At 36.0% G+C, this 19471-nt stretch carries 15 protein-coding genes and 1 pseudogene; 4 read left to right on the top strand and 12 right to left on the bottom strand.

Annotated elements, in window-relative coordinates; genetic code table 11:
• Positions 1-178 precede the first annotated feature (178 nt).
• Positions 179-589 carry a hypothetical protein gene (locus KQI69_RS01250; protein WP_216563469.1) on the top strand — a complete coding sequence of 137 codons (411 nt, stop codon included), beginning with the start codon at positions 179-181 and terminating at the stop codon, positions 587-589.
• A 3-nt stretch (positions 590-592) separates the two neighbouring features.
• Here the strand turns inward: KQI69_RS01250 and rsmI are convergent, their stop codons facing one another.
• The 11 genes and pseudogenes from rsmI to KQI69_RS01195 all read right to left on the bottom strand — a co-directional run bounded on the left by rsmI (position 593) and on the right by KQI69_RS01195 (position 12999).
• Entirely contained in the window at positions 593-1447 is an 855-nt protein-coding gene (gene rsmI, locus KQI69_RS01245; protein WP_216563468.1) for a 16S rRNA (cytidine(1402)-2'-O)-methyltransferase, read from the bottom strand.
• Positions 1444-2199, bottom strand: a complete 756-nt coding sequence (locus tag KQI69_RS01240; protein WP_216563467.1) for a tRNA1(Val) (adenine(37)-N6)-methyltransferase — start codon at positions 2197-2199, stop codon at positions 1444-1446. Before KQI69_RS01240 ends, rsmI begins: the two co-directional genes overlap by 4 nt.
• A gap of 365 nt (positions 2200-2564) precedes the next feature.
• A pseudogene (locus tag KQI69_RS01235) lies at positions 2565-3366 on the bottom strand (stage 0 sporulation family protein); the annotation flags it as partial.
• Between the two features lie 24 nt (positions 3367-3390).
• Positions 3391-4380, bottom strand: a complete 990-nt coding sequence (gene holB / locus KQI69_RS01230) for a DNA polymerase III subunit delta' (RefSeq protein ID WP_216563465.1) — start codon at positions 4378-4380, stop codon at positions 3391-3393.
• A gap of 77 nt (positions 4381-4457) precedes the next feature.
• Positions 4458-4898: a YaaR family protein gene (locus tag KQI69_RS01225; RefSeq protein ID WP_216563464.1), complete on the bottom strand. Its 441-nt coding sequence runs from the start codon at positions 4896-4898 to the stop codon at positions 4458-4460.
• 48 nt (positions 4899-4946) lie between these two features.
• Positions 4947-5579, bottom strand: coding sequence for a dTMP kinase (tmk, locus tag KQI69_RS01220; protein WP_216563463.1), 633 nt, complete (start codon positions 5577-5579; stop codon positions 4947-4949).
• 17 nt (positions 5580-5596) lie between these two features.
• The gene (locus tag KQI69_RS01215) at positions 5597-7696 is read right to left on the bottom strand and encodes a hypothetical protein (protein ID WP_216563462.1); all 2100 of its coding nucleotides are present in this window, start codon (positions 7694-7696) and stop codon (positions 5597-5599) included.
• Positions 7697-7708: 12 nt separating this feature from the next.
• Positions 7709-8908, bottom strand: coding sequence for a DnaJ domain-containing protein (locus tag KQI69_RS01210; protein WP_216563461.1), 1200 nt, complete (start codon positions 8906-8908; stop codon positions 7709-7711).
• A 23-nt stretch (positions 8909-8931) separates the two neighbouring features.
• Positions 8932-10233: a UDP-N-acetylglucosamine 1-carboxyvinyltransferase gene (locus KQI69_RS01205; RefSeq protein WP_216563460.1), complete on the bottom strand. Its 1302-nt coding sequence runs from the start codon at positions 10231-10233 to the stop codon at positions 8932-8934.
• Between the two features lie 265 nt (positions 10234-10498).
• Positions 10499-12364 (bottom strand): ATP-dependent endonuclease, encoded by a 1866-nt coding sequence (locus KQI69_RS01200; protein WP_216563459.1) that lies wholly within the window; start codon positions 12362-12364, stop codon positions 10499-10501.
• A 44-nt stretch (positions 12365-12408) separates the two neighbouring features.
• Entirely contained in the window at positions 12409-12999 is a 591-nt protein-coding gene (locus KQI69_RS01195; RefSeq protein ID WP_216563458.1) for a flavin reductase family protein, read from the bottom strand.
• Positions 13000-13202: 203 nt separating this feature from the next.
• Between KQI69_RS01195 and KQI69_RS01190 the strand changes: the two genes are divergently transcribed.
• Positions 13203-13544 (top strand): Ig-like domain-containing protein, encoded by a 342-nt coding sequence (locus KQI69_RS01190; protein WP_216563457.1) that lies wholly within the window; start codon positions 13203-13205, stop codon positions 13542-13544.
• Between the two features lie 86 nt (positions 13545-13630).
• Here the strand turns inward: KQI69_RS01190 and KQI69_RS01185 are convergent, their stop codons facing one another.
• Positions 13631-16069: a fibronectin type III domain-containing protein gene (locus tag KQI69_RS01185; RefSeq protein ID WP_216563456.1), complete on the bottom strand. Its 2439-nt coding sequence runs from the start codon at positions 16067-16069 to the stop codon at positions 13631-13633.
• Positions 16070-16249: 180 nt separating this feature from the next.
• On the opposite strand from KQI69_RS01185, the gene KQI69_RS01180 reads away from it, so the two are divergent.
• Positions 16250-18064: a histidine kinase gene (locus KQI69_RS01180; RefSeq protein ID WP_216563455.1), complete on the top strand. Its 1815-nt coding sequence runs from the start codon at positions 16250-16252 to the stop codon at positions 18062-18064.
• 190 nt (positions 18065-18254) lie between these two features.
• Positions 18255-19148: a hypothetical protein gene (locus KQI69_RS01175; RefSeq protein WP_216563454.1), complete on the top strand. Its 894-nt coding sequence runs from the start codon at positions 18255-18257 to the stop codon at positions 19146-19148.
• Positions 19149-19471 lie beyond the last annotated feature (323 nt).

Below are 19471 nucleotides of genomic sequence, written 5' to 3'. Positions count from 1 at the left end.
CTTATGAAGGCTTTCTTGTTCTCCCAAAATCTCCTACAGTAACTAACCTCTCATGTCTCCTAAATAAAAATATTAATTGTTCAATATTTTAGTATAGTGTGTTTTTTAAAAAAAGGCAATGAACTTAATAAAAACTTAAGCATATAATGTAGTGAAAATATTTGATGGTGCTTTTAATATGAAAAAAAACGTATTTAATGGAATGTATGACAGCGGAAATATGATGCCTTTGACTGCGGAGGCAGTGATGCAGAATAATAATAGTTGCTGTATGAATATGTTACAGGGAGATGAGTATAAATACGATTATATTATGCCTGTGGAATTAAGGGTTATATTAAAGTATATAAATGATGAATGTGATAAATATGAGTATGAGGACAGTCCAATGTTTGATGAACTTCCTGATAACAGATTTGTCGATGATATCGTAAGAAGAGTTGAGGAGAGATACAATGAAAATGAGAAAGATAACAATTATTTTGTGGATAACAATAGCAATTTGTTAATCTACGCACTTTTAATCGGCGTGATTGTTTATAGAAAAAACAGACACGCCTGCATTAAAAGTAATAATAGAACAAGATAATAATCATTTGTTTATAAGTGAGTTGTAAACTTCTCGTTTTGGAATACCTCTGTCAAGTGCCACCTGTTTCATAGCAGCTTTTTTATCCATACCCTGTGTAAGATATTTATTCATATGTTCTTCAATGGTTATTTTTTCCCATTCCTGAATTGACTTTTCTTCAAGTTCCTGTTGGGAAATTCCTTCAATAACCATAACATATTCACCCTTTGGTGCTGTTGTACCGTAATATTCGATTGCAGAAGCTATAGTCATCTGCTGTACGGTTTCGTGCAGTTTTGTAAGTTCCTTACAGAGAGTTATCTTGCGGTCACCTATATATGAATATAATTCCGAGAGGGTAGCTTTAAGGTGATGTGGTGCTTCGTATATTATGGTCGTGCGGGTTTCGGTTTTCAGGGATTCAAGGATGATTTTTCTTTCTTTTTTGTCTGTTGGAAGAAATGCCTCAAAAGCAAAACGCCTTGTGGAAAGTCCTGACAGTGTGAGAGCTGTGACACATGCACATGCTCCGGGCAGTGATGTAACAGTTATTCCTGCTTCGTATGCCTGCTTTACGATTTCTTCTCCAGGATCTGATATTCCGGGAGTGCCGGCATCTGTTACAAGTGCGATATTTGTTCCTGAGAGCATTTTTTCAACCAGGTATTTTGCTTTGTCAATTTTATTGTACTCGTGGTAACTTGTCATTGGTGTTTTTATTTCAAAATGATTTAGAAGCTTAATAGTATTTCTGGTATCTTCTGCCGCAATGAGTTCGACTTCTTTAAGTGTTCTTATTACCCTGAAAGTCATATCTTCCAGATTGCCTATAGGTGTTGCACACAGATAAAGTGTGCCAGGGGCAGTTACATTCATATTGCACCTCCATATATGTTTAAAAGTTGTTGGGTATATACGCCCGGTGTATCATATACGATTATCGGTGGTTCAAATTTGACAAATGGCTTACCATTTTTGACTGCTTCAATAAGAAGCATATTTGGCTCTTTTGAGACGAATGGCTGAACCATACATATACGTTTTGTTTCAAGCTTGTACTTGGCAAGTGTACATAATATTTCTGTCATTCTAAACGGACGATGCACCATATAAAAACGTCCTGTGGTTTTCAGAAGTCTTGATGCTTCTCTTGCGATATCATCAAGTGTACATAATATTTCATGTCTTGCTATTGCTTTTGGCATATCGGGATTTTTGATTCCATGATTGTCATTCATGTATGGTGGATTTGTAGTAACAGCATCAAAAACAGCCGCACCGAATATCTGTGAAGCTGTTTTTATATCGCCGTTTATAATATCAATTTGTTCGTTAAGATTATTTAATGTTACACTTCTTTTTGCCATGTCAACACTTTCTTCCTGTATTTCAAGAGCACTGAAATGTTTTGCTTTTGTCTTGGCAGAGAGAAGTATTGGAAGGATACCGGTGCCGGTTCCAAGGTCAAGGACATTATCGTTTGTCCTTATGGTTTTAGAGGCAAATGATGATAATAATACGGCATCCATTCCAAAACAAAATTTTTCGGGATTCTGTATTATATGAAGCCCATTTAATTGAAGATCATCGAGTCGCTCTCCATCTTTTAAATGTAATTTATCATTCATATATAATTCCTATTCAGGTTTAAAATTGTTATAGTTGTTATTGTAGCCACCATTGTTATTACCGTTGCCACGTCGGAAATTTTTCTGTGTCTGGTGATAGTTTTCACGATTTTGGTGTCTGCCTTTTTTTACCTGAAAATTGTCGTGGCTGTTTTCTTTTTGTTCAAAATTTTTCTTATGTTTATTAAAGTTCTTTTTAGGCTGGCGTTTATTTTTCTGCTTATTCTGTTCAGCTTCTTCGGCAAGGTCTTCAATATCACCTTTTTCCATCTTCTCAAGTTCTTTTAATGCATTTTCGTCAAGTTCCTCATCAGGGAGTGCAAGCCCCGGAGAAGGAGATGTTCTTTTTGAACTCTTTTCAAATTGGAGGTCATCAACATGATACTCTCTGACTTCTTTTTCATCATTTTCTTTTGTGATGACAACTTTGACAAGCTGCTTAAGGACGCTGACACTCTGAACTGTTCCTGTGTAACCATCTGCTGTTGAGACTGTCTCATTTATATGAGGAAGGCGTTCGTTTAAGTATTCATATGCTTCTTCTTCATTTTTAAGACAGCACATAAGTCTTCCGCATACTCCTGATATTTTACTTGGATTAAGCGAGAGGTTCTGTTCTTTTGCCATTTTTATGGAAACTGGGGCAAATTCAGAGAGAAATGTATGGCAGCAGAGTGGTCTTCCACATATTCCGATTCCACCGATAAGTTTTGTCTCATCACGGACACCAATCTGTCTTAGTTCAATTCTTGTTCTGAAAATAGATGCAAGGTCTTTAACAAGTTCTCTGAAATCGATTCTGCCATCAGCGGTAAAATAGAAGAGAAGTTTGTTTTTGTCAAAAGTATATTCACAGTCAATGAGTTTCATTTCAAGACCGTGTTTTGCAATTTTTTCAATGCATATATCAAATGCTTCTTTTTCTTTTTCCTCATTTTCGGCATTTATTTTATCGTCATGCTCAGTAGCTATTCGTATAACGGGCTTTAGTGGTTGAACTACTTTGTCATCAGTAACCTGCTTTTGTCCGAGAACAACAAGACCGTATTCTATTCCGCGTGCTGTTTCAACGATTACATGGTCACCCTTTTTTATATCAAATCCGGTTGGATCAAAGTAGTATACTTTTCCAGATTTTCGAAATCTAACGCCTGTAATTAATATCATGTTTTCCTCCATAAGCAAAATTAGTTAGTCTTTCATTGTAAGAATCATCAATTCAATAGTGACATCAAAGTTTACATTTGCTTTTAGACGGACTTTAGCCTTGTCTATTGCAGCTATGATATTTTCAATGTCTTCATAATTTCGTTTTGTCGCCTGTTCTGATATAGCTGAATATTCGTCACTGTATAATAAAAGGTTTGCGTCTTTTGTGACTTTAAACATAAGGACATCACGATACCACAATAGCATAAGATCAAGATAATCGTTGATATCATTTTTGTGATTTGCAAATTCTTTTATTGTTTCCATAATCGATGGAACATCCATTGAATCAACATTTTTGAGAAGTTTAAGCACCTGATTTTTCATTTCAATAAAATCGCTTGAACTTGCAAAACGGATTGCCTTGCCTATATTTCCCTGACAATAGTTTGCAGCTATCTGTGCCTGTGAATCTTCCATCTGAAGTTTGCTGACAAGATAATTGCATATATCATCTTTGTCTAAAGGATTCATTGTAAGTGTTACGCAACGCGACTGTATTGTAGGCAAAAGACTGTCAACATTTTCCGTAAGCAGTATGATGATTGCATATACTGGTGGTTCTTCAATTGTTTTTAAAAGTGCATTTTGAGCCTGCTCTGTCATTTTATTTGCATCTGGTATGATATACACTTTATATTCACTGCTGTAAGGCTTAATGGAAATGTCGTTATTTAACTGTTCGCGGATATCATTTACACTTATGCTTGATTTGTCATGAGTAATATAAATAATATCTGGGTGATTGTGTGATTCAGCCTGTTTGCATGACCTGCATACACCACATGCATCACAGTCATTGGTACGATTTTCACATTGGATGGTTTTTGCTAGGGCGGATGCCAGGGTTTGTCTGCCGGAACCATCTTCTCCGTTTATAATATATGCGTGTGACAGATTGCCAAGTTTTATAGCAGTCTGTAAATGTTTTTTAATATTTTCCTGGCCAATAATGTCATTAAAGTTTGCCATATCTAAACCTCCGATTGTCTATGATGTACTCTGGGAAGCTTTTTGTAATATATCTTAAGGGATGTGCTGAGAGTACATTATGTGATAATATCAAGTATCAAACCTCGGATTTCATCAATTTTTTCAAGTATAGCCAAGTGGTCTTTTTCTTCTTTTAAGAGTTCTGCGGCCAGTTCATCTAAGGTCTGATTTATTTTCTTTACAATACCATATACACGGTGGCGGCCCTTTTTGTCGAGAAAGTTCTCGCGGCTGAATTCGTGTGAATGTGTAGCAATCTCATTCATAAATTCTTTTATCAGCCTGCGGTAATTTTTCATGTCTCTTATATCCATGCGTTTCCCAAGTTTATCACCCTGCTGTGTGATTTCCTGCATCATGGTAAAGAGAGTTGCCTGAAGTTCCTGCTCCTCTATAGTGCTAAGTAAAGTAAAGCGAAAGGAACCATCTGATTCAGTTGTTTTTGCAGCTTGCTCAATTTGTTGAAGCTGCTGCATAGGTGTAATTTTTAAGTCCAAAGATAATTCCTCCTCTAGTGTTATTATATCACAATTGTATATGCCGTATCAATCGGTGAATAAATAGGAAACTTTTTGCCAAATTTCTTCAGCTATCTCATTTATTGAGCTGTTTCCATCAATTATGATTATATTTTCAGTTTGTTTAAGTTTTTCGATAAGTTCGAGATACTTTTCACGAACCTGCGTAAGCCTTGTCTTATTTTCAAAAAGTTCTGTCTGAAACCGTCCGTTTGCCATACGGTCAAGCGTTGTTTCTGGGGCTACATCTATAAATATATGACAGTCGGGGCGAAGGGTATTTAGTGCCTGGCTGTTTAATTGCATAACCCACTCGAGTGGTGCTTTTACACTTTGATAGGCGTAATTTGATAGTATAAATCTGTCGGATATTACAGATATTCCCTCATCAATTTTGCTTTTAAGACCATTTGTATTATTATTGATGTGGTCAAGTCTGTCTGCGGCGAATAATGCAGCAAGAGCAGCTTCATCCATCTGCATGCGGCCTGTAAGACATTGGCGTATCAGAACTCCAATAGGACCATCAGATGGTTCCCTTGTATCGAGGCATTTGATACCAAGTGACTCGATTTTTTGTTTTAGAAGATTAATTTGTGTTGTTTTTCCGCTTCCGTCAATTCCCTCAAATACTATGAAGCTGCCCTTTTTTGATGACATATTTTTAGCCTCCTGACTTATTTTAATCCCAATACTACCGTATATGCCTGTTTTGTACCGTCTTCAAATTCTACTGTAAATGACCATGTTTTATTGTTACTTGTAACAGGTGTGCTTATTTTAGTTACAGCGGCATTGGCTGTAGGTGTGTTTATGCTGTTGTAGGTTTTCTGATTGACTATACAAGTTACATTTGTAAGGCTGCTAAGAGGAACCTTTGTTGCGTAATTGCTGCTGTACTCAGTAGCTCCTGCTGCCACATATTGTGCTGCTGTAAACTGTGTAGTAAATGTTGTATCAGTTGCACTGATTGATGTGATTTTATTTGTCGTTGTGCCAAGTTTTACAACTATGTTATCAATAAATGTACTTGGATCAAGCCTTGATGAAACTAGTACAACAGGTACATTTACGAGGGTGTGGCTGCTGTCCCCAAGGTCTATAGTGAATGTCCAGATACTTCCTCCATTGTTTGTTTCGACATTTGTGATAAGATATTTTGATTTTTTCAGTATCATTGTAAAGTTACCACGTGTTATATCTGAATATTTAGTTCCATAGTCAATGAGACCTCCGGTGTTGTCATAGAAATTACACATAAGGTTTGTACTGCTGACTATACCGGTTACAGTTTTGTCATTGTGTGTAAATGATATACTCCTTATAATATCACTTGCTTTTAATTTTGTTATATCAGGAAGTTCACTTGTGTCCTCCTTAACTGTTACTTTAAAGTTTCCGACTCTTTCTTTTCTGGAAGTTCCAGGAACAGTTTCAAATACGGAAATAGATGTGATTCCTACTTTTAAAGGAGAAATTACAAGGTAATCCTGATCTTTGTTTGTACCTCCGGTTGTTACGGTACAGATAGATGTATTTTCGGCTTCATAGTAGTAGGTCTTTGTGTGGTCACGGCAGTCAACAGGATAATCACCATAGATATCGCCGTCAACCATAGTGGTATAGCCTAAGCTAAGTTCTTTTTTTATTGAAGATGTGGTTACAGTAACCTGAACCGTTTCATCAAGTGTAGTGACTCTGTTTAAATATGTTTCCTCAATTTCAACCGTCGTTGTTCCGTATTTTGTTGCTACCATATCATTAGAGATAATGCTTGTATCCTTCGGTTTAAAGGAGTAGGTTGCACCTGAACGCTGGTTTGTTATATTTATACCTTCATAGTCGGAGAGTGAGAGTGTTGCACCAAGCCCTATTTTAATGCTTTGGTCTGCCTCTGCTATAAATGGTTCATTTGTAAGTTCAAGTTTAAAAGTTCCTATGTTTCTTGTTTCACCGGTTGTCTTTATTTCAACTAAGGTTATATTGAATAATTGTACACTGTTTCCTGTAACAGTTGAGATGATACCACTGCTTGAAAGGTCGAGATATCTGGCTATGTCTGTGGAATCAGATGTAAAGGTATATATTGCATCTTCATCTTTATTCTCGACTATTTTGTCAAGTGAAAGAGTATTAAGGTATGCAATCTTAAAATAATCAGTGCGCAGAGATGCTCCGATTACTGTAAGCTCAATATTGCCTATTTTACGGCTTTTCTTGTTGTAAACTTCGTGTAGGGTAAGTGATGTCGTACCAGCTTTAAGACATGTTATAGCACCATTTGTGGCAACTGATACAACTTGTGATGAACTACTGGTAATCTCATATTCAGCAGAATCATTTACGCTATTTAGATAGTCAGATGGCTTGAGCACATCTCCCACAGTAGCAGTAACTTTCGTGTAATCTTTTTTTAAGGCTGATTTACTAACAGTTACTTTGAATGTTCCTACACTTTTAAAGGTATCTTTGTATTTATATCGTACATTTATTTTTGCGGTACCTTTTCCACGTCCTGTTATGACACCTTTTGCAGATACTTTTGCAATAGATGTTTTGTTGGAGGTATAGAAATATGTAGCATCTTTAAGTTTATTTTTTAATGATATAGTATATGTACCATTAACATAAATTGATGCAGATGAAGTTTTAAGTGTAGTTTTTTTGGTTGCGGCATAAGATTTTTGCGAGAAGCAGAAAACAGATGCCAAAACAAGAAAAAGACTTATTATAAGCATTTTGTTTTTTGTATCATTAGTCTTTTTAGCAATGTTCATACTTAATCCCCCTTATATATGTGTATTATTAATCTTTACGGTATTTTTTCGATTGCTTACATTTGAAGAAATCGAAAAAACTGTATCCTCAAGAGAATGAACCTTATTGTACTGCATAATACCGGCATTTACGGTAAAAGGCTCGCTTTGGCGTTGTTTTATGGCATGCATAAATTTGTTTACGGCAGCAGCAGCCTGTATTTCATTGGTTTCAGCAAAGAGACATATTATCTGCTTATTCCCAAGCCTTGCGATTATGTCATTTATGCGGCTTTCTGTTTTGATTATACTTGCACATTGGCACAGGCAGTATATCTCACGCTCAGTTTTTTCACAATCAATCTGAAATACGGCAAAAGTGACAGGATTATTGTAGCGCTTGTGTCGTTCTATTTCTTTGAATGCATCGTCATAAAACCCTTTTTCACTTAGCAGTCCGGTTAATGGATCATTTCTTGATACAGCTTTATTGTAAATCGAAACCGGGTCATAATTTTGTCGTCTGGCAGCCATCAGTTTAAATTTTAATGTAGCCTGTTTCAGAGAGTGCATGCCCAAGCATACCTTCCATGAATTTCCATCGTAGGCGACATATTTATGGGATATATTCTGCGAAGTTTGTGATAGCTGCAGATCCGTATCGTTTATAATAACTGCAAATTCAGTAACCTGGGGGTAAATAACGCCCTCAAGACGGCATTTATAGTAGTTTTTGTAAAATGATATCCTGTAATCCTGCATCTCAAAGCAGGAGTTTACAGCGTCTTTCCATGCACTGAATTCTTCGAGAGAAAACTTTTCCTGATCCTCAAGAGTGAGGCAGGAGTAAGCGTTTGTCCAATTTTTAGTAAGAAGTGCATGAAAGAATTTGTCCAAAACATCTTTTGCAGATAAGTTTGTTAGAGAACTGTTAAAAGATGCGGCAGGATAAACATTTTTGGAACGCATTGTACGGTTATCAAGCCATTTTTTATGGTAAGCGGTTCTCTTTGCAGGATCTGAGAGTGTGCTGTATGCTTCGTTTATATCAAACATACGCCTGTCCTCATTTGGATTGTGACTTACATCAGGGTGGTACAGTGTACAAAGTTTTCTGTAGGCAGCTTTGATGACATCAGGTGATGCATCATAATGTACCTGTAAAATCTGATAATAATCCTTAAAATTTAAAGGAGAAATTTTAATACACCCCCTCATTGCAAGCAAGGGCAAGCCAAAAGCCTGCCCTCATTATATTAACTTACTTTTAATTTAAATTTCATAACGGCACGTTCATCGTCTACAGGGATCTTTTCCATAGATGCACCCAGGGCTGTCATTTTGCCTTCAAAGTTTTCGTATCCACGTTCAATAAAATGAATTGAGTCAATTGTTGTATATCCTTCTGCTACAAGCCCTGCAACTACTAAGGCAGCACCAGCACGAAGATCTGGAGCAGTTATTGCAGCACCTGTGAAACCTTCAACACCTTCAATAATGGCAATGTTACCCTCTACTTTGATTGAAGCACCCATGCGCGCAAGCTCATCTACATATTTGAAACGGTTTTCAAATATGCTTTCGGTAACTGTGCTTGTGCCGGTTGAAAGTGCAAGCAATGTTGCTATCTGTGGCTGCATGTCTGTAGGAAATCCAGGATAAGGAAGAGTTTTTATCTGTGTGTGACCGAGTCTGTGGTCAGATGAAACTCTTACAGCATCATCATATTCTTCGACAGTAGCGCCGATTTCTATAAGTTTTACAGATATTGCTTCTAAATGCTTTGGAATAACATTTTTGATGAGTACATCACCGTGTGTGGCTGCAGCGGCAACCATGAAAGTTCCAGCTTCAATCTGGTCAGGAATAATAGAATATTCGCTTGAATGAAGTTTAGCTACACCCTTTATACGGATTTTGTCTGTGCCTGCACCTTTGATATCAGCACCCATGCTGTTTAAGAAATTTGCGACATCAACGATGTGAGGCTCTTTTGCTGCGTTTTCAATAACTGTACGGCCCTCAGCCATACATGAAGCGAGCATAATGTTTATAGTAGCACCTACTGAAACAACATCAAGGAATATATGATTTCCTGTAAGTGAGTCGGCAAAAGTGTTTATCATACCATGTTCAATAGTAACAGTAGCACCTAATGCTCTGAAACCTTTTAGGTGTTGGTCAATAGGACGGCTTCCTATATCGCAGCCTCCCGGGAGAGCAACCTGTGCTTTTTTATATTTGCCAAGCAATGCTCCAAGAAGATAATATGAAGCACGTATTTTTCTGATAGAATCATAATCAATAGTGATATTTCCGATAGTGCTTCCGTTGATTCTTACCATATGGGCATTGATGCGCTCAACAGTGGCACCGATACCTTCTATGGCTTGTAATAATACATTTATGTCACGAACATCAGGTAAATTGTCGATAGTAACTGTTTCATCTGTCATGATGGCAGCAGCAAGTATTCCCAATGCTGCATTTTTGGCACCTCCGATTGTTACTTCACCTTTGAGGGGAGTGCCTCCCTTTATAATATACTGATTTTCCATTTTGCACCTCATTCGAACGGATATTTTTTATTTTATTATTTTATCTATATATTAAGTTTGTTATATTCATATAAGTATATTTTTATACATGTCTATTTGTTGTCATATGAAGATATGTTTTAGCGTATTATGTAAAACTATGCCCTAGATAATGCTGAAAATATGTACATTACGCAGACATAGGCAGAGTTCAACACATAAAACTATTATAGTCAAATGTACAGTTATGTCAACCTAAAAATTATTAAGAAATATTTAAGTTGTTTTAATTATTCTTTTTTCGATTTTCAAAATAAACAAAAGCATCTATTGCATCAAAAATATCCTTAAATGTATCACGAGGGGCAACATCAATATATTTCTTTAGGATTTCCTGTTCGTCTGTTCCGTGATATCTGCCGTAGAATATATCAAAGAGATTGTGTCCACGAACATAAATTTTAATATTTTCAATATTGTCTTTTATATCCTGTTTTGTTTTTATGCGTGTACCGATTATGCGCTGCATTTTTTTAACACTTGTGAGCTTATAAAGGTAGTCTTTAAATTTTTTATAAAGTATATTATAAAAGTCTTCCTCTGATTTTATTACACCTATCTTTGTCATAACTTTAGGGTCTAGAAAATAGTTTTCAAAAGAATAATATTTTAAAATAAGTACATTTTTGGGTTCTACTTTTGGCAGATTTCCCATATCTTCTTTTGAGCGCTGTGTGTAATAACTGCAAAGCTGTTTTTTCAGATATTTCGGATTTTTTCCGTCACTATCGCGTATCATAAGAAACTGGTCTTTAAGATACAGTTTGTTTATATATTTGAGGTTTGCATAAGTTTTTATATTGGTACAGCTATTTGTAGGAATGATAGTGATTCGCTGAAGCTGACCTTTTTCGTCATAAATCTCCGAGTAATATTTTTTGAGCAGCAGAGGAAGTCTGTTACTGTCCTGTTTACCTTCGACAATAAATACAAAACTTACGTTCATAAGGTCATTTGCTGTGTATCCGAGGTCGTTGAGTATCATGTCGATATCTGTATTTTTGCGTATATCTGTGTAATATTCTTCATTTAATATAACTTCGCGAATCTGTTTTGTAGAGAAGTTAAATATTAAATTTGGAGAGTGGGTTGAGAAGACAACCTGATTCTTTTTTGAAAGGTTGTAAAGTATTTCACTTGCCACTTTCTGGAGTTGCGGATGAAGGTAGATTTCCGGGTCTTCCATAAGTATGATGCATGGAAGAGTGTTTTCTTCATCTATATATGCTTCGAGAAGTGAAAGCGTATAAATGCTTTTTAATCCTTCTCCAAGGACATTTAGTGAGCCAACTATCTTATCTCTTTCCTTATTATAAACCTTAGTATCCACTCTGAGAAGATTGTCGATATTATAATTTAATTCGTATCTTATTTCCTGAGAAGGACTTCCGTTTATATGAAAATGTTCGTTTACTTTGTGTTCAAATTCACTTAGATTTGTATGGAAGAGCTTGAACTGGAGCAGACGCACCGTCTCAAAAAGCGTGAGTTCCTCAGGTGTCTTTTTATTTATAAGTCCTATGCACTGGAAACAGCGGTTACATTTGCGTTTTGGGTCAAAGGTACATTCATTTTCCTTTAATTTCTGGAATGACTCCTTGTCATAAAAGCTGAAAACATCGTTCTGCAAAGCTTCAAGGTTGCGAGTCTGATCTATGTGGTATATTTTTGGAATTATCTTTTCAATATCAGGATTGTGCTTCTGGAATCCGTCATTGTATCTTGTAGTTCCATTTGGATTGTTGTGGAATGTAAACGAAACTATACCGTCATTATATGAAGGAATCCTTTCCTTGAATTCCTCGAACCATTTTTCAAAGCTGTTTGATTTGCAGAGTATTCCTCTTGAATAATAATAGTTGAGATCCTCCTCTGTAAATTCTATTTTAATCGTGATGTCAATAGGTTTGGTTATATCAAGAAATTCATGTTCGGGAGCAGGTTTTAAATCTGATGCTAAAAGCAGGGCATCGATTACGGAAGTTTTTCCGGTGTTATTTTTTCCAACCAAAATAAGAGCATTTTCAATGTCGGTAATTTCAAGTTCACGGATTGATTTGTAATTTTTGATTTTGATATAAATAATTTTCATACAAACACCCTCTCTCTTTGTATAATAATTTATGTTTAAAAAATCTATTTGTGCTTCTTTTTCCGGCCTGTCTTTTTTTTACGAACGGAATAACCGAATGTTCCGAGCTGTCTGCCAAGCTCAAAGTATGAGCCATGCGAGTAGGCGAGCAGTTTTGAATCGTTCAGATGGAATGAATTATTTTCGTCCATGTATCTGTCATCTGCGTGAACTGCCGTTACATCTGCAATAAACATATGGTGTGAGCCAAGTTCTTTTATTTCTTTGACTTTACATTCTATGTTCACAGGGGCTTCATCGATAAGCGGGCATTTTACCGTATCAGCTTTTGTTTTTGTGAGATGACATTCCTCCCATTTGTCAACATCCCTGCCAGAACGGACACCGCAGAAATCGGTTGCTTTGATAAGTTTTTCGTTTGTGAGGTTTATCACAAATTCTCCTGATTCTTTTATCATATTGTATGAGTAACGTTCAGGGCGGACTGATATGTATGCCATCGGTGGATTTGTGCAGATAGTACCTGTCCATGCCACAGTAAGGATATTTGATTCATTGTCTATGTCACCGCATGAAACCATAACGGCTGGCAGCGGGTATATCATGTTGCCGGGTTTAAAACTGGTTTTGCTCATTCTAAGATTCCTTTCAGGTTATTTTTGTTCAACTGACTATACATAGTATAACAAATCTTATCTTTAAAAACACTATTCAAATAAAAAATATTGTGATAGAATTAAAGAACGGGCTATTGGTTGCACCAATAACAGAAATAGTATAGTTAAATACATATTGATAATTAAATACATATTACAATAGTGAAAGGCAGGGGAAATATATGGCTAACTATTTGGAATTTGAATCTATGAGTGATGGTATGGAGGGTAAGGTAAAACAGAATCTTAAATTCAAGACAGGAAATTTTTTATGGAAGATAAAATTTAATGTTCCGCTTGACCCAAAAACGGTAAATAATGTAAATCTTTATGTTACATCGTTGAATCTTACACCTTTAAAGACGGCGATAAGATATAATTCTCTCGAAAATGAGATTGAGATTGAGCCTATGGAGCCATATGCACAGAATGAATCATATATTTTAAATATTACTACGAATGTTAAATCACTTAACGGCAAGCCGCTTAAGGAACCTATACAGGTACAATTCAAGATAGACTGACAGAAAAAGCAGCCACTTATATAAATAAGAGGGCTGCTTTTTTTGAGGTTATATTTGCTTTGCGTTTATACAGTGAAACATGCATTTTATTTTAATATAGATTTTAGTTTAAAAGCTACAACTCTGTCCATATGATTTAGTGCAAGTGAACCTGGAAGAGCAGATTCAAAGTTTACATATAGATAAGTTGCGTTTATGGCTATTCCTTCATTTAAAGCTGGGGTTACAACTGTTTTAAGTTTTTTTCCAAGTTTCATTGAAGCTGTGCCGGTTTTTGTCGGTTTGTAAATGTTAAGTTCATTTGTGTAACCATATGCTCTTGAGAGAATAAGTTTTCCGTCAGTTGCAAATGTTAATCCCTGGACGGCAGGGGGGATTGTCACACTTGACATTTCTTTTAAAGAACTTGTTTCAGTGTTTGGATTTTCAATTGAATAGCTTCTTAAAGTTCCGTTTTTGGTGTACTGAAAATCTCCTGTCCATATGAGTTTTTTATAGTAGGTCAAAAATGAGCATGTATAATCCGTTGTGTAAGTTTTGGTATATTCAACTTCTTTGTATATCATTTTTTGTGTGGCTGCCTGTGTTATATCAGAATAAGCTACGCCGCTTATTTTTTTACCGTTTGTCACCCAAACTGTGCTTCCGTCAAAACATATGCCGCCTGCGTGTGTTTTGTTTGGCAGTACTGCAACGGAAAGAAGCTTTCTTGTATATTTATCAATTATATATATGACGGATTTTTCTTCTGAATATGTATCATATGCTGTTATAAGCAGATATTTTTCCGCAAATGTTATTGCCTGTGGACACATTTTTGTGCTTTCAAAACCTGAAACATTTGTGGAACGGATTCCGGGTATAGTTACACATTTGTTGTAGTTTGCATATTTCTTTACGGAGGCTACTTTATCCCATGCTGCACTTTTTAACAGTGCCTGCTTGGTCTTGTAGTAGCTTGGGGTGGTTGTCGTTCTTTTTGTTTTGACTGGCTTTACAATTATCTGTTCAGAGTTTTCACCTGTAAATGTCTGTGAAAATGCATTTCTGTAAGCTGACACGGTATAATAATAGGAAGTACCTACTTCCATATTTTCATATGTTTTAGATACATTTGATTTGCCTTCAAGTGTATCTATAAGCTGATAAGTACCGTCTATAAGCTGATAAATATTGTAGCCGCTTGCACCTGTTGTCGCAGTCCAGGATAGTCTTATCCTGCCAAAACCCGACTTACCTTTTACAGTAAGTTTTGCAGGAAGAGTAGATGTTTTAGCCTCGTTTGAGTAACTTAATGCAGGATGATCTCCTGTGTCAGCGTATGAGAGCAGTTTATAACGGTAATTTGTACCGGAATCAAGACCGGTATCAGTGTAGGAAGGGACTGTTGTGCTTGTAATGTAGACATATGAACCTGAGCCTTTCTTCCTATATATAAGGTAGCCTGTAGCTGTTTTGTTTTCTGACCATGTAATTGATACAGAATCAGCAGTTTCACCACTTATGGCAACGCCTGTAGTTGCCGTAGGTCTGGAAGCACAGCGAAGAACTCCAGTTCGTACACTTTCAAGGCCGGTATGTTCATTTACACTTGTTATTTGGTAAGAACATATGGTGCCAGGGTCAAGATTGACATCAGAATATGAAGTTTCTGTTGTCTGTAAAACAAGCTCGTAAGGACCGTCATTTACGCTTCTGTATAGATTATAATAGTTTCCGCTGGTATTTTCATTCCAGATGATATTTATCTGTGTCTCTGTTTCCATTTCAGATTTGAAGCCTGATACGATTGAGGGAAGTGTGGCAGCAGAGAATACATCTGATGCATCACCTGTGTTTTCTTCTGTGAGACAGTATGCCTGAACATAAAAATCATAATCAGCAGATGCTTCAAGATTTGTGACGGTATATGAGGCTGTTGCGGTAATGCCGGAAAGGATAAATTCAGAATTTTCTTTTGGTTTATAGTAAATTTTATATGACGCATTTCCAAGTGTGTCCCAATTTAAGCTTATCTGACCCTGACCATCTGAGGATGTTATCCTGTCTGATAATGTTACGCCCGTTACTTTTGTGACTGAGGAGCAGGTTTTAAACTCCTGTGAAATCTGACCATAGCTTTTCTGACCGAGTATGTTTTTCTGGTAACATGTCAATTTGTATGTGACAAGTGTTGCTGGTGCAAGCTCAGTTAATTGGTAAGAGGTTTCAGATGTATCAATGGTTGCCGTAGAATTATTGTATGTAAGTGATAAGATATAACCGTCAGCATCTTGCACAGGGGACCACTCTATCGTTATGGCAGATGATGTTACGGCAGAAGTACTGGAGCTAGTTACTATACCATTAAACTCCGGTTCAGGTGTTGCAGTTGGTTCGGAGCTGCTGCTATCTGAGAAAAATGACATTTGACTCGTGGTATAGGAAGCTGCCTTTGTTCGTATTATTTTGGCAGCAAAAAAACATATTGTCATAGCAAATATGATTTCAAAGAATATTAAAAATTTTTTCTTGTTGTTAAACATTTCATACTCCCTTCTTCTAGTACATTAGAATATTATATACTGGATTTTCCCAATTATACTTTTGGATATAATAATATAAATATATTACAAAAGCAAATCTTGACGCACAATTTTTTGTGGATTACTATAGTGTAAAAAAGTGGCAATAATAGGTCATAAAAAACGATAGAGGAAACACAAATGAAATTATTTAAAAGAATCAGAAACAAGATAAAAGGTGGTTTAAAGCTGCACCACAGGATGATACTTATATATATCATAGGAGGTGTAATTCCATTTATAAGTGCTAATATATATACAAATGTAAAAAATCAGGCGAATCTGATAGCTCTCAATAAGAGTACCCAGAAAAGTGAGATTGCAATTCTAAAAAAACAGATAAGTGAATCGATGGTAATCGCAACGGATGTGATAAATGAATTGTACATAAATGAAGATGTAATGGATATTACAAATAGAAGGTATAATAGTATTTCTGCATTTGAGGATGACTGTGATGCAAGGCTGGGGATAATAGATCGTTATCTTAATTATTATAAGAGGGAAATATCTGATATAAAGATATTTGTGGATAATAAACCCATAAGTGCAAACAAATATTTCTTTTATCTTGGAGATGCCGTAAAGACTGAGGAATGGTATAAGCCAACTATAGAAAGAAATGGTGCTGTGTGCTGGAGTTATGGCATATGCCGTACGACAAGGCAGAAACATATACAGGTTACAAGGGTTATGAGAGATGATTATGGAAATATGATAGGAATCCTCTGTGTTCAGCTTCAAAATGATTTTATAGTCAATACTATTACGGAATGTTCTATGCATACAGTGCTTTTATGCAATGATGAAGATACAATATATACAAATTTTTCGATGGATGATGATACACCGTTTCTTTCAAATGTGCTTAAAAAGAGAAAAGAACATCAGTACGCCGGCCGTCTGACGGTTGGTGTTGAAGATTATCTGCTTGTTTACAGTAAAATATATCCGCGGGTAAGAGGGTATCATCATAAGCAGACACCTCATTATACTATTGTTATGATAGAAAAATATCAAAATCTTACATCTGATATATATATGAACAGTCTTAAAAGTTATACTGCGGTTATAGGCGGGCTTTTTGCATCGGTAATACTTATTTTTATCTTTTCAAAGATGTATGCAAACAGGATGGAACTTTTTAGAAAACAGATGCATTATGTTGCAATCGGTGAATATGACAAAGTCACTGAGATAACGGGTGAGGATGAGATTGCCGAACTGTACAAAGAACTTGAACGGATGGTGGCTGATAATAAGGAGCTTATGCGTAAGGTGGTTGACGAACAGGTTCAGAAAGAAAAGATTCATACAAAGCAGAGGGAAGTTGAATTTAAAATGCTTGCAAGCCAGATAAATCCACATTTCCTTTATAATACGCTTGAGACTATAAGGATGAAGGCAAAGATAAACAAGGAGCCTGAGATAGAAGAACTTGTGAAGATGCTTGCAAAGATAATGAGAAGGAATATCCAGGTAAGTGATAAAAAGGTTACTCTTAAGTCTGAAATACAGCTTATTGAGTATTACCTTAAGATTCAGAATTACAGGTTTGGCGATAGAATACAATCACAGGTAATAGTTGATGATAATGTTGAGACAGGTGCAAAGGTTTTACCGCTTATAATACAGCCATTTGTTGAAAATGCGTTTGTCCATGGGCTTGAGTCAAGTGAGGATGGTGGAATTCTTACGGTCCATGTAAGTCAGGATATGGGAGTTATAATTATTACGGTAGAGGATAATGGTGTCGGAATGGATTATTATGAACTTGGAGAACTAAGATATGCCATAAACTCAGGCGAGGCAGCAGAAAAAGGTCATATAGGAGTAAGCAATGTAAACCAGAGGCTTAAACTGCAGTATGGTGAGCAGTATGGAATTACCGTTGACAGTACTAAGGGTGCAGGAACCAAGATAACAATACACATGCCGTTGATTTTGGTGGATTAAAAAGTACGAAGGCTAAATAAAAAATTAAATATTTTAACTAATTCTAGGGGTAAACATGTCAAAAAAATATGGTTTTATTTTGTGGTGTTTACCTCTAGAATTAAGTTAGGATATTGGAAATTTGGTGACTGTACTGTTTTGTGGCAGATAATTTGGTCATCGTATAAAAAGTATAGGAGGAAGATTTATTATGAGAAAATCTTTAAGAAAAATTTCAGCAGCTATCGCAGGATGCGCTCTTGCAATGGCACTTACGGTTGGTGCAGTACCTAATGCAGCATATGCAGCAACAAAGCCACAGTCTACAAAAGCAGGTGTAAAGGCAGGAAAGGCAAAGTTTGATCCTGATGGAACATATCATGCATATTTAGGTTTCCAGCAGCAGACTACATGGATTTTCCGTGATGCTTGGTTTAATCCTAATACAGGACGTGATGGAAAAGACCTTGGAGATTTAGATTACAATAGTTTACTTAAATCAGGAGATAATGGTACAGAGCAGGTTGAAGGAACAAAGGTTACTGATGCAGAGATTACAGGAAACGGAACATATACTATAGGGGTATCAGGAATAAACGGTGCACTTGAAGACAGTGACGGAACTAATAATGTAATATCACTTATCTATGCATCAACAGATATTCCACTCAGTGCAATTGAGGATGGAACGGTTAAAGTTACTGATGTAAAGTTGTCAATTGACGGAAAAGAAGCATTTTCAGGTGAGCCATATATAAATGAAGATACAAAACTTCTTAAACTTTATCAGTTTGACTGCGTAAATACATATCAGAATGAGGGATATGAAAACCCATCTATATTAACACCAAAGGATAGTATCGAGATTACATTTACAATAAGTGGATTTAACACAGACAATCCAAATGCATCAGGAGCAGATGCAAGTAGTGATGCAAGCAGCTCAAGTTCGACAGATACAAGCAGTGCAGCATCTTCAGCTTCAAGCACAAGCAGTACTGATTCAGAATCAGGTTCTTCTACAGGAACAGTTGCAGTAGTTGTTGTAGTTGCAGTAGTTGTTATAGCAGGTGTTGTAGTATACATCAAAAAGAAGAAAAACTAATAAAATGAAAAACTAATCCTTATTTATCTTCTATTATAATGAGATAATAAATGTTTTAAATAAAAAGGCTGTCGTGCTTTGGAGTACGGCAGTTTTTGTTATGACTGATAACATGTAGTGTCAAATAAGTTATGTATTAAATATAAATTTTGCATGCACATTATTAATTAATATTAAACTTGTATGAAAAATAAATGTATTTTCGGTCAATAATTTGTGGTAGTATTTTAAAGCTTATATTTATATAATTATTTCAAGAAGAAGGTCAGATAAAATATAAATGGTTGAAAAACCAAAAGATTATCCAACTATGATTTAGGAGG

The sequence above is a fragment of the Eubacterium sp. MSJ-13 genome, assembly GCF_018918235.1.
Taxonomy (GTDB): Bacteria; Bacillota; Clostridia; order Lachnospirales; family Lachnospiraceae; genus Butyribacter.
The sequence above is the reverse complement of the archived record's forward strand: the minus strand, read 5'-3'. Positions and strand labels throughout refer to the sequence as shown.

Excerpts from the sequence above, each read along its gene's own strand:
- KQI69_RS01175 (WP_216563454.1), top strand. The coding sequence starts at position 18,255 with ATGAGAAAATCTTTAAGAAAAATTTCAGCAGCTATCGCAGGATGCGCT.
- KQI69_RS01185 (WP_216563456.1), bottom strand. The coding sequence starts at position 16,069 with ATGTTTAACAACAAGAAAAAATTTTTAATATTCTTTGAAATCATATTT.
- KQI69_RS01250 (WP_216563469.1), top strand. The coding sequence starts at position 179 with ATGAAAAAAAACGTATTTAATGGAATGTATGACAGCGGAAATATGATG.
- holB (WP_216563465.1), bottom strand. The coding sequence starts at position 4,380 with ATGGCAAACTTTAATGACATTATTGGCCAGGAAAATATTAAAAAACAT.
- KQI69_RS01200 (WP_216563459.1), bottom strand. The coding sequence starts at position 12,364 with ATGAAAATTATTTATATCAAAATCAAAAATTACAAATCAATCCGTGAA.
- KQI69_RS01190 (WP_216563457.1), top strand. The coding sequence starts at position 13,203 with ATGGCTAACTATTTGGAATTTGAATCTATGAGTGATGGTATGGAGGGT.
- KQI69_RS01195 (WP_216563458.1), bottom strand. The coding sequence starts at position 12,999 with ATGAGCAAAACCAGTTTTAAACCCGGCAACATGATATACCCGCTGCCA.
- tmk (WP_216563463.1), bottom strand. The coding sequence starts at position 5,579 with ATGTCATCAAAAAAGGGCAGCTTCATAGTATTTGAGGGAATTGACGGA.
- rsmI (WP_216563468.1), bottom strand. The coding sequence starts at position 1,447 with ATGAATGTAACTGCCCCTGGCACACTTTATCTGTGTGCAACACCTATA.
- KQI69_RS01240 (WP_216563467.1), bottom strand. The coding sequence starts at position 2,199 with ATGAATGATAAATTACATTTAAAAGATGGAGAGCGACTCGATGATCTT.
- KQI69_RS01215 (WP_216563462.1), bottom strand. The coding sequence starts at position 7,696 with ATGAACATTGCTAAAAAGACTAATGATACAAAAAACAAAATGCTTATA.
- KQI69_RS01205 (WP_216563460.1), bottom strand. The coding sequence starts at position 10,233 with ATGGAAAATCAGTATATTATAAAGGGAGGCACTCCCCTCAAAGGTGAA.
- KQI69_RS01180 (WP_216563455.1), top strand. The coding sequence starts at position 16,250 with ATGAAATTATTTAAAAGAATCAGAAACAAGATAAAAGGTGGTTTAAAG.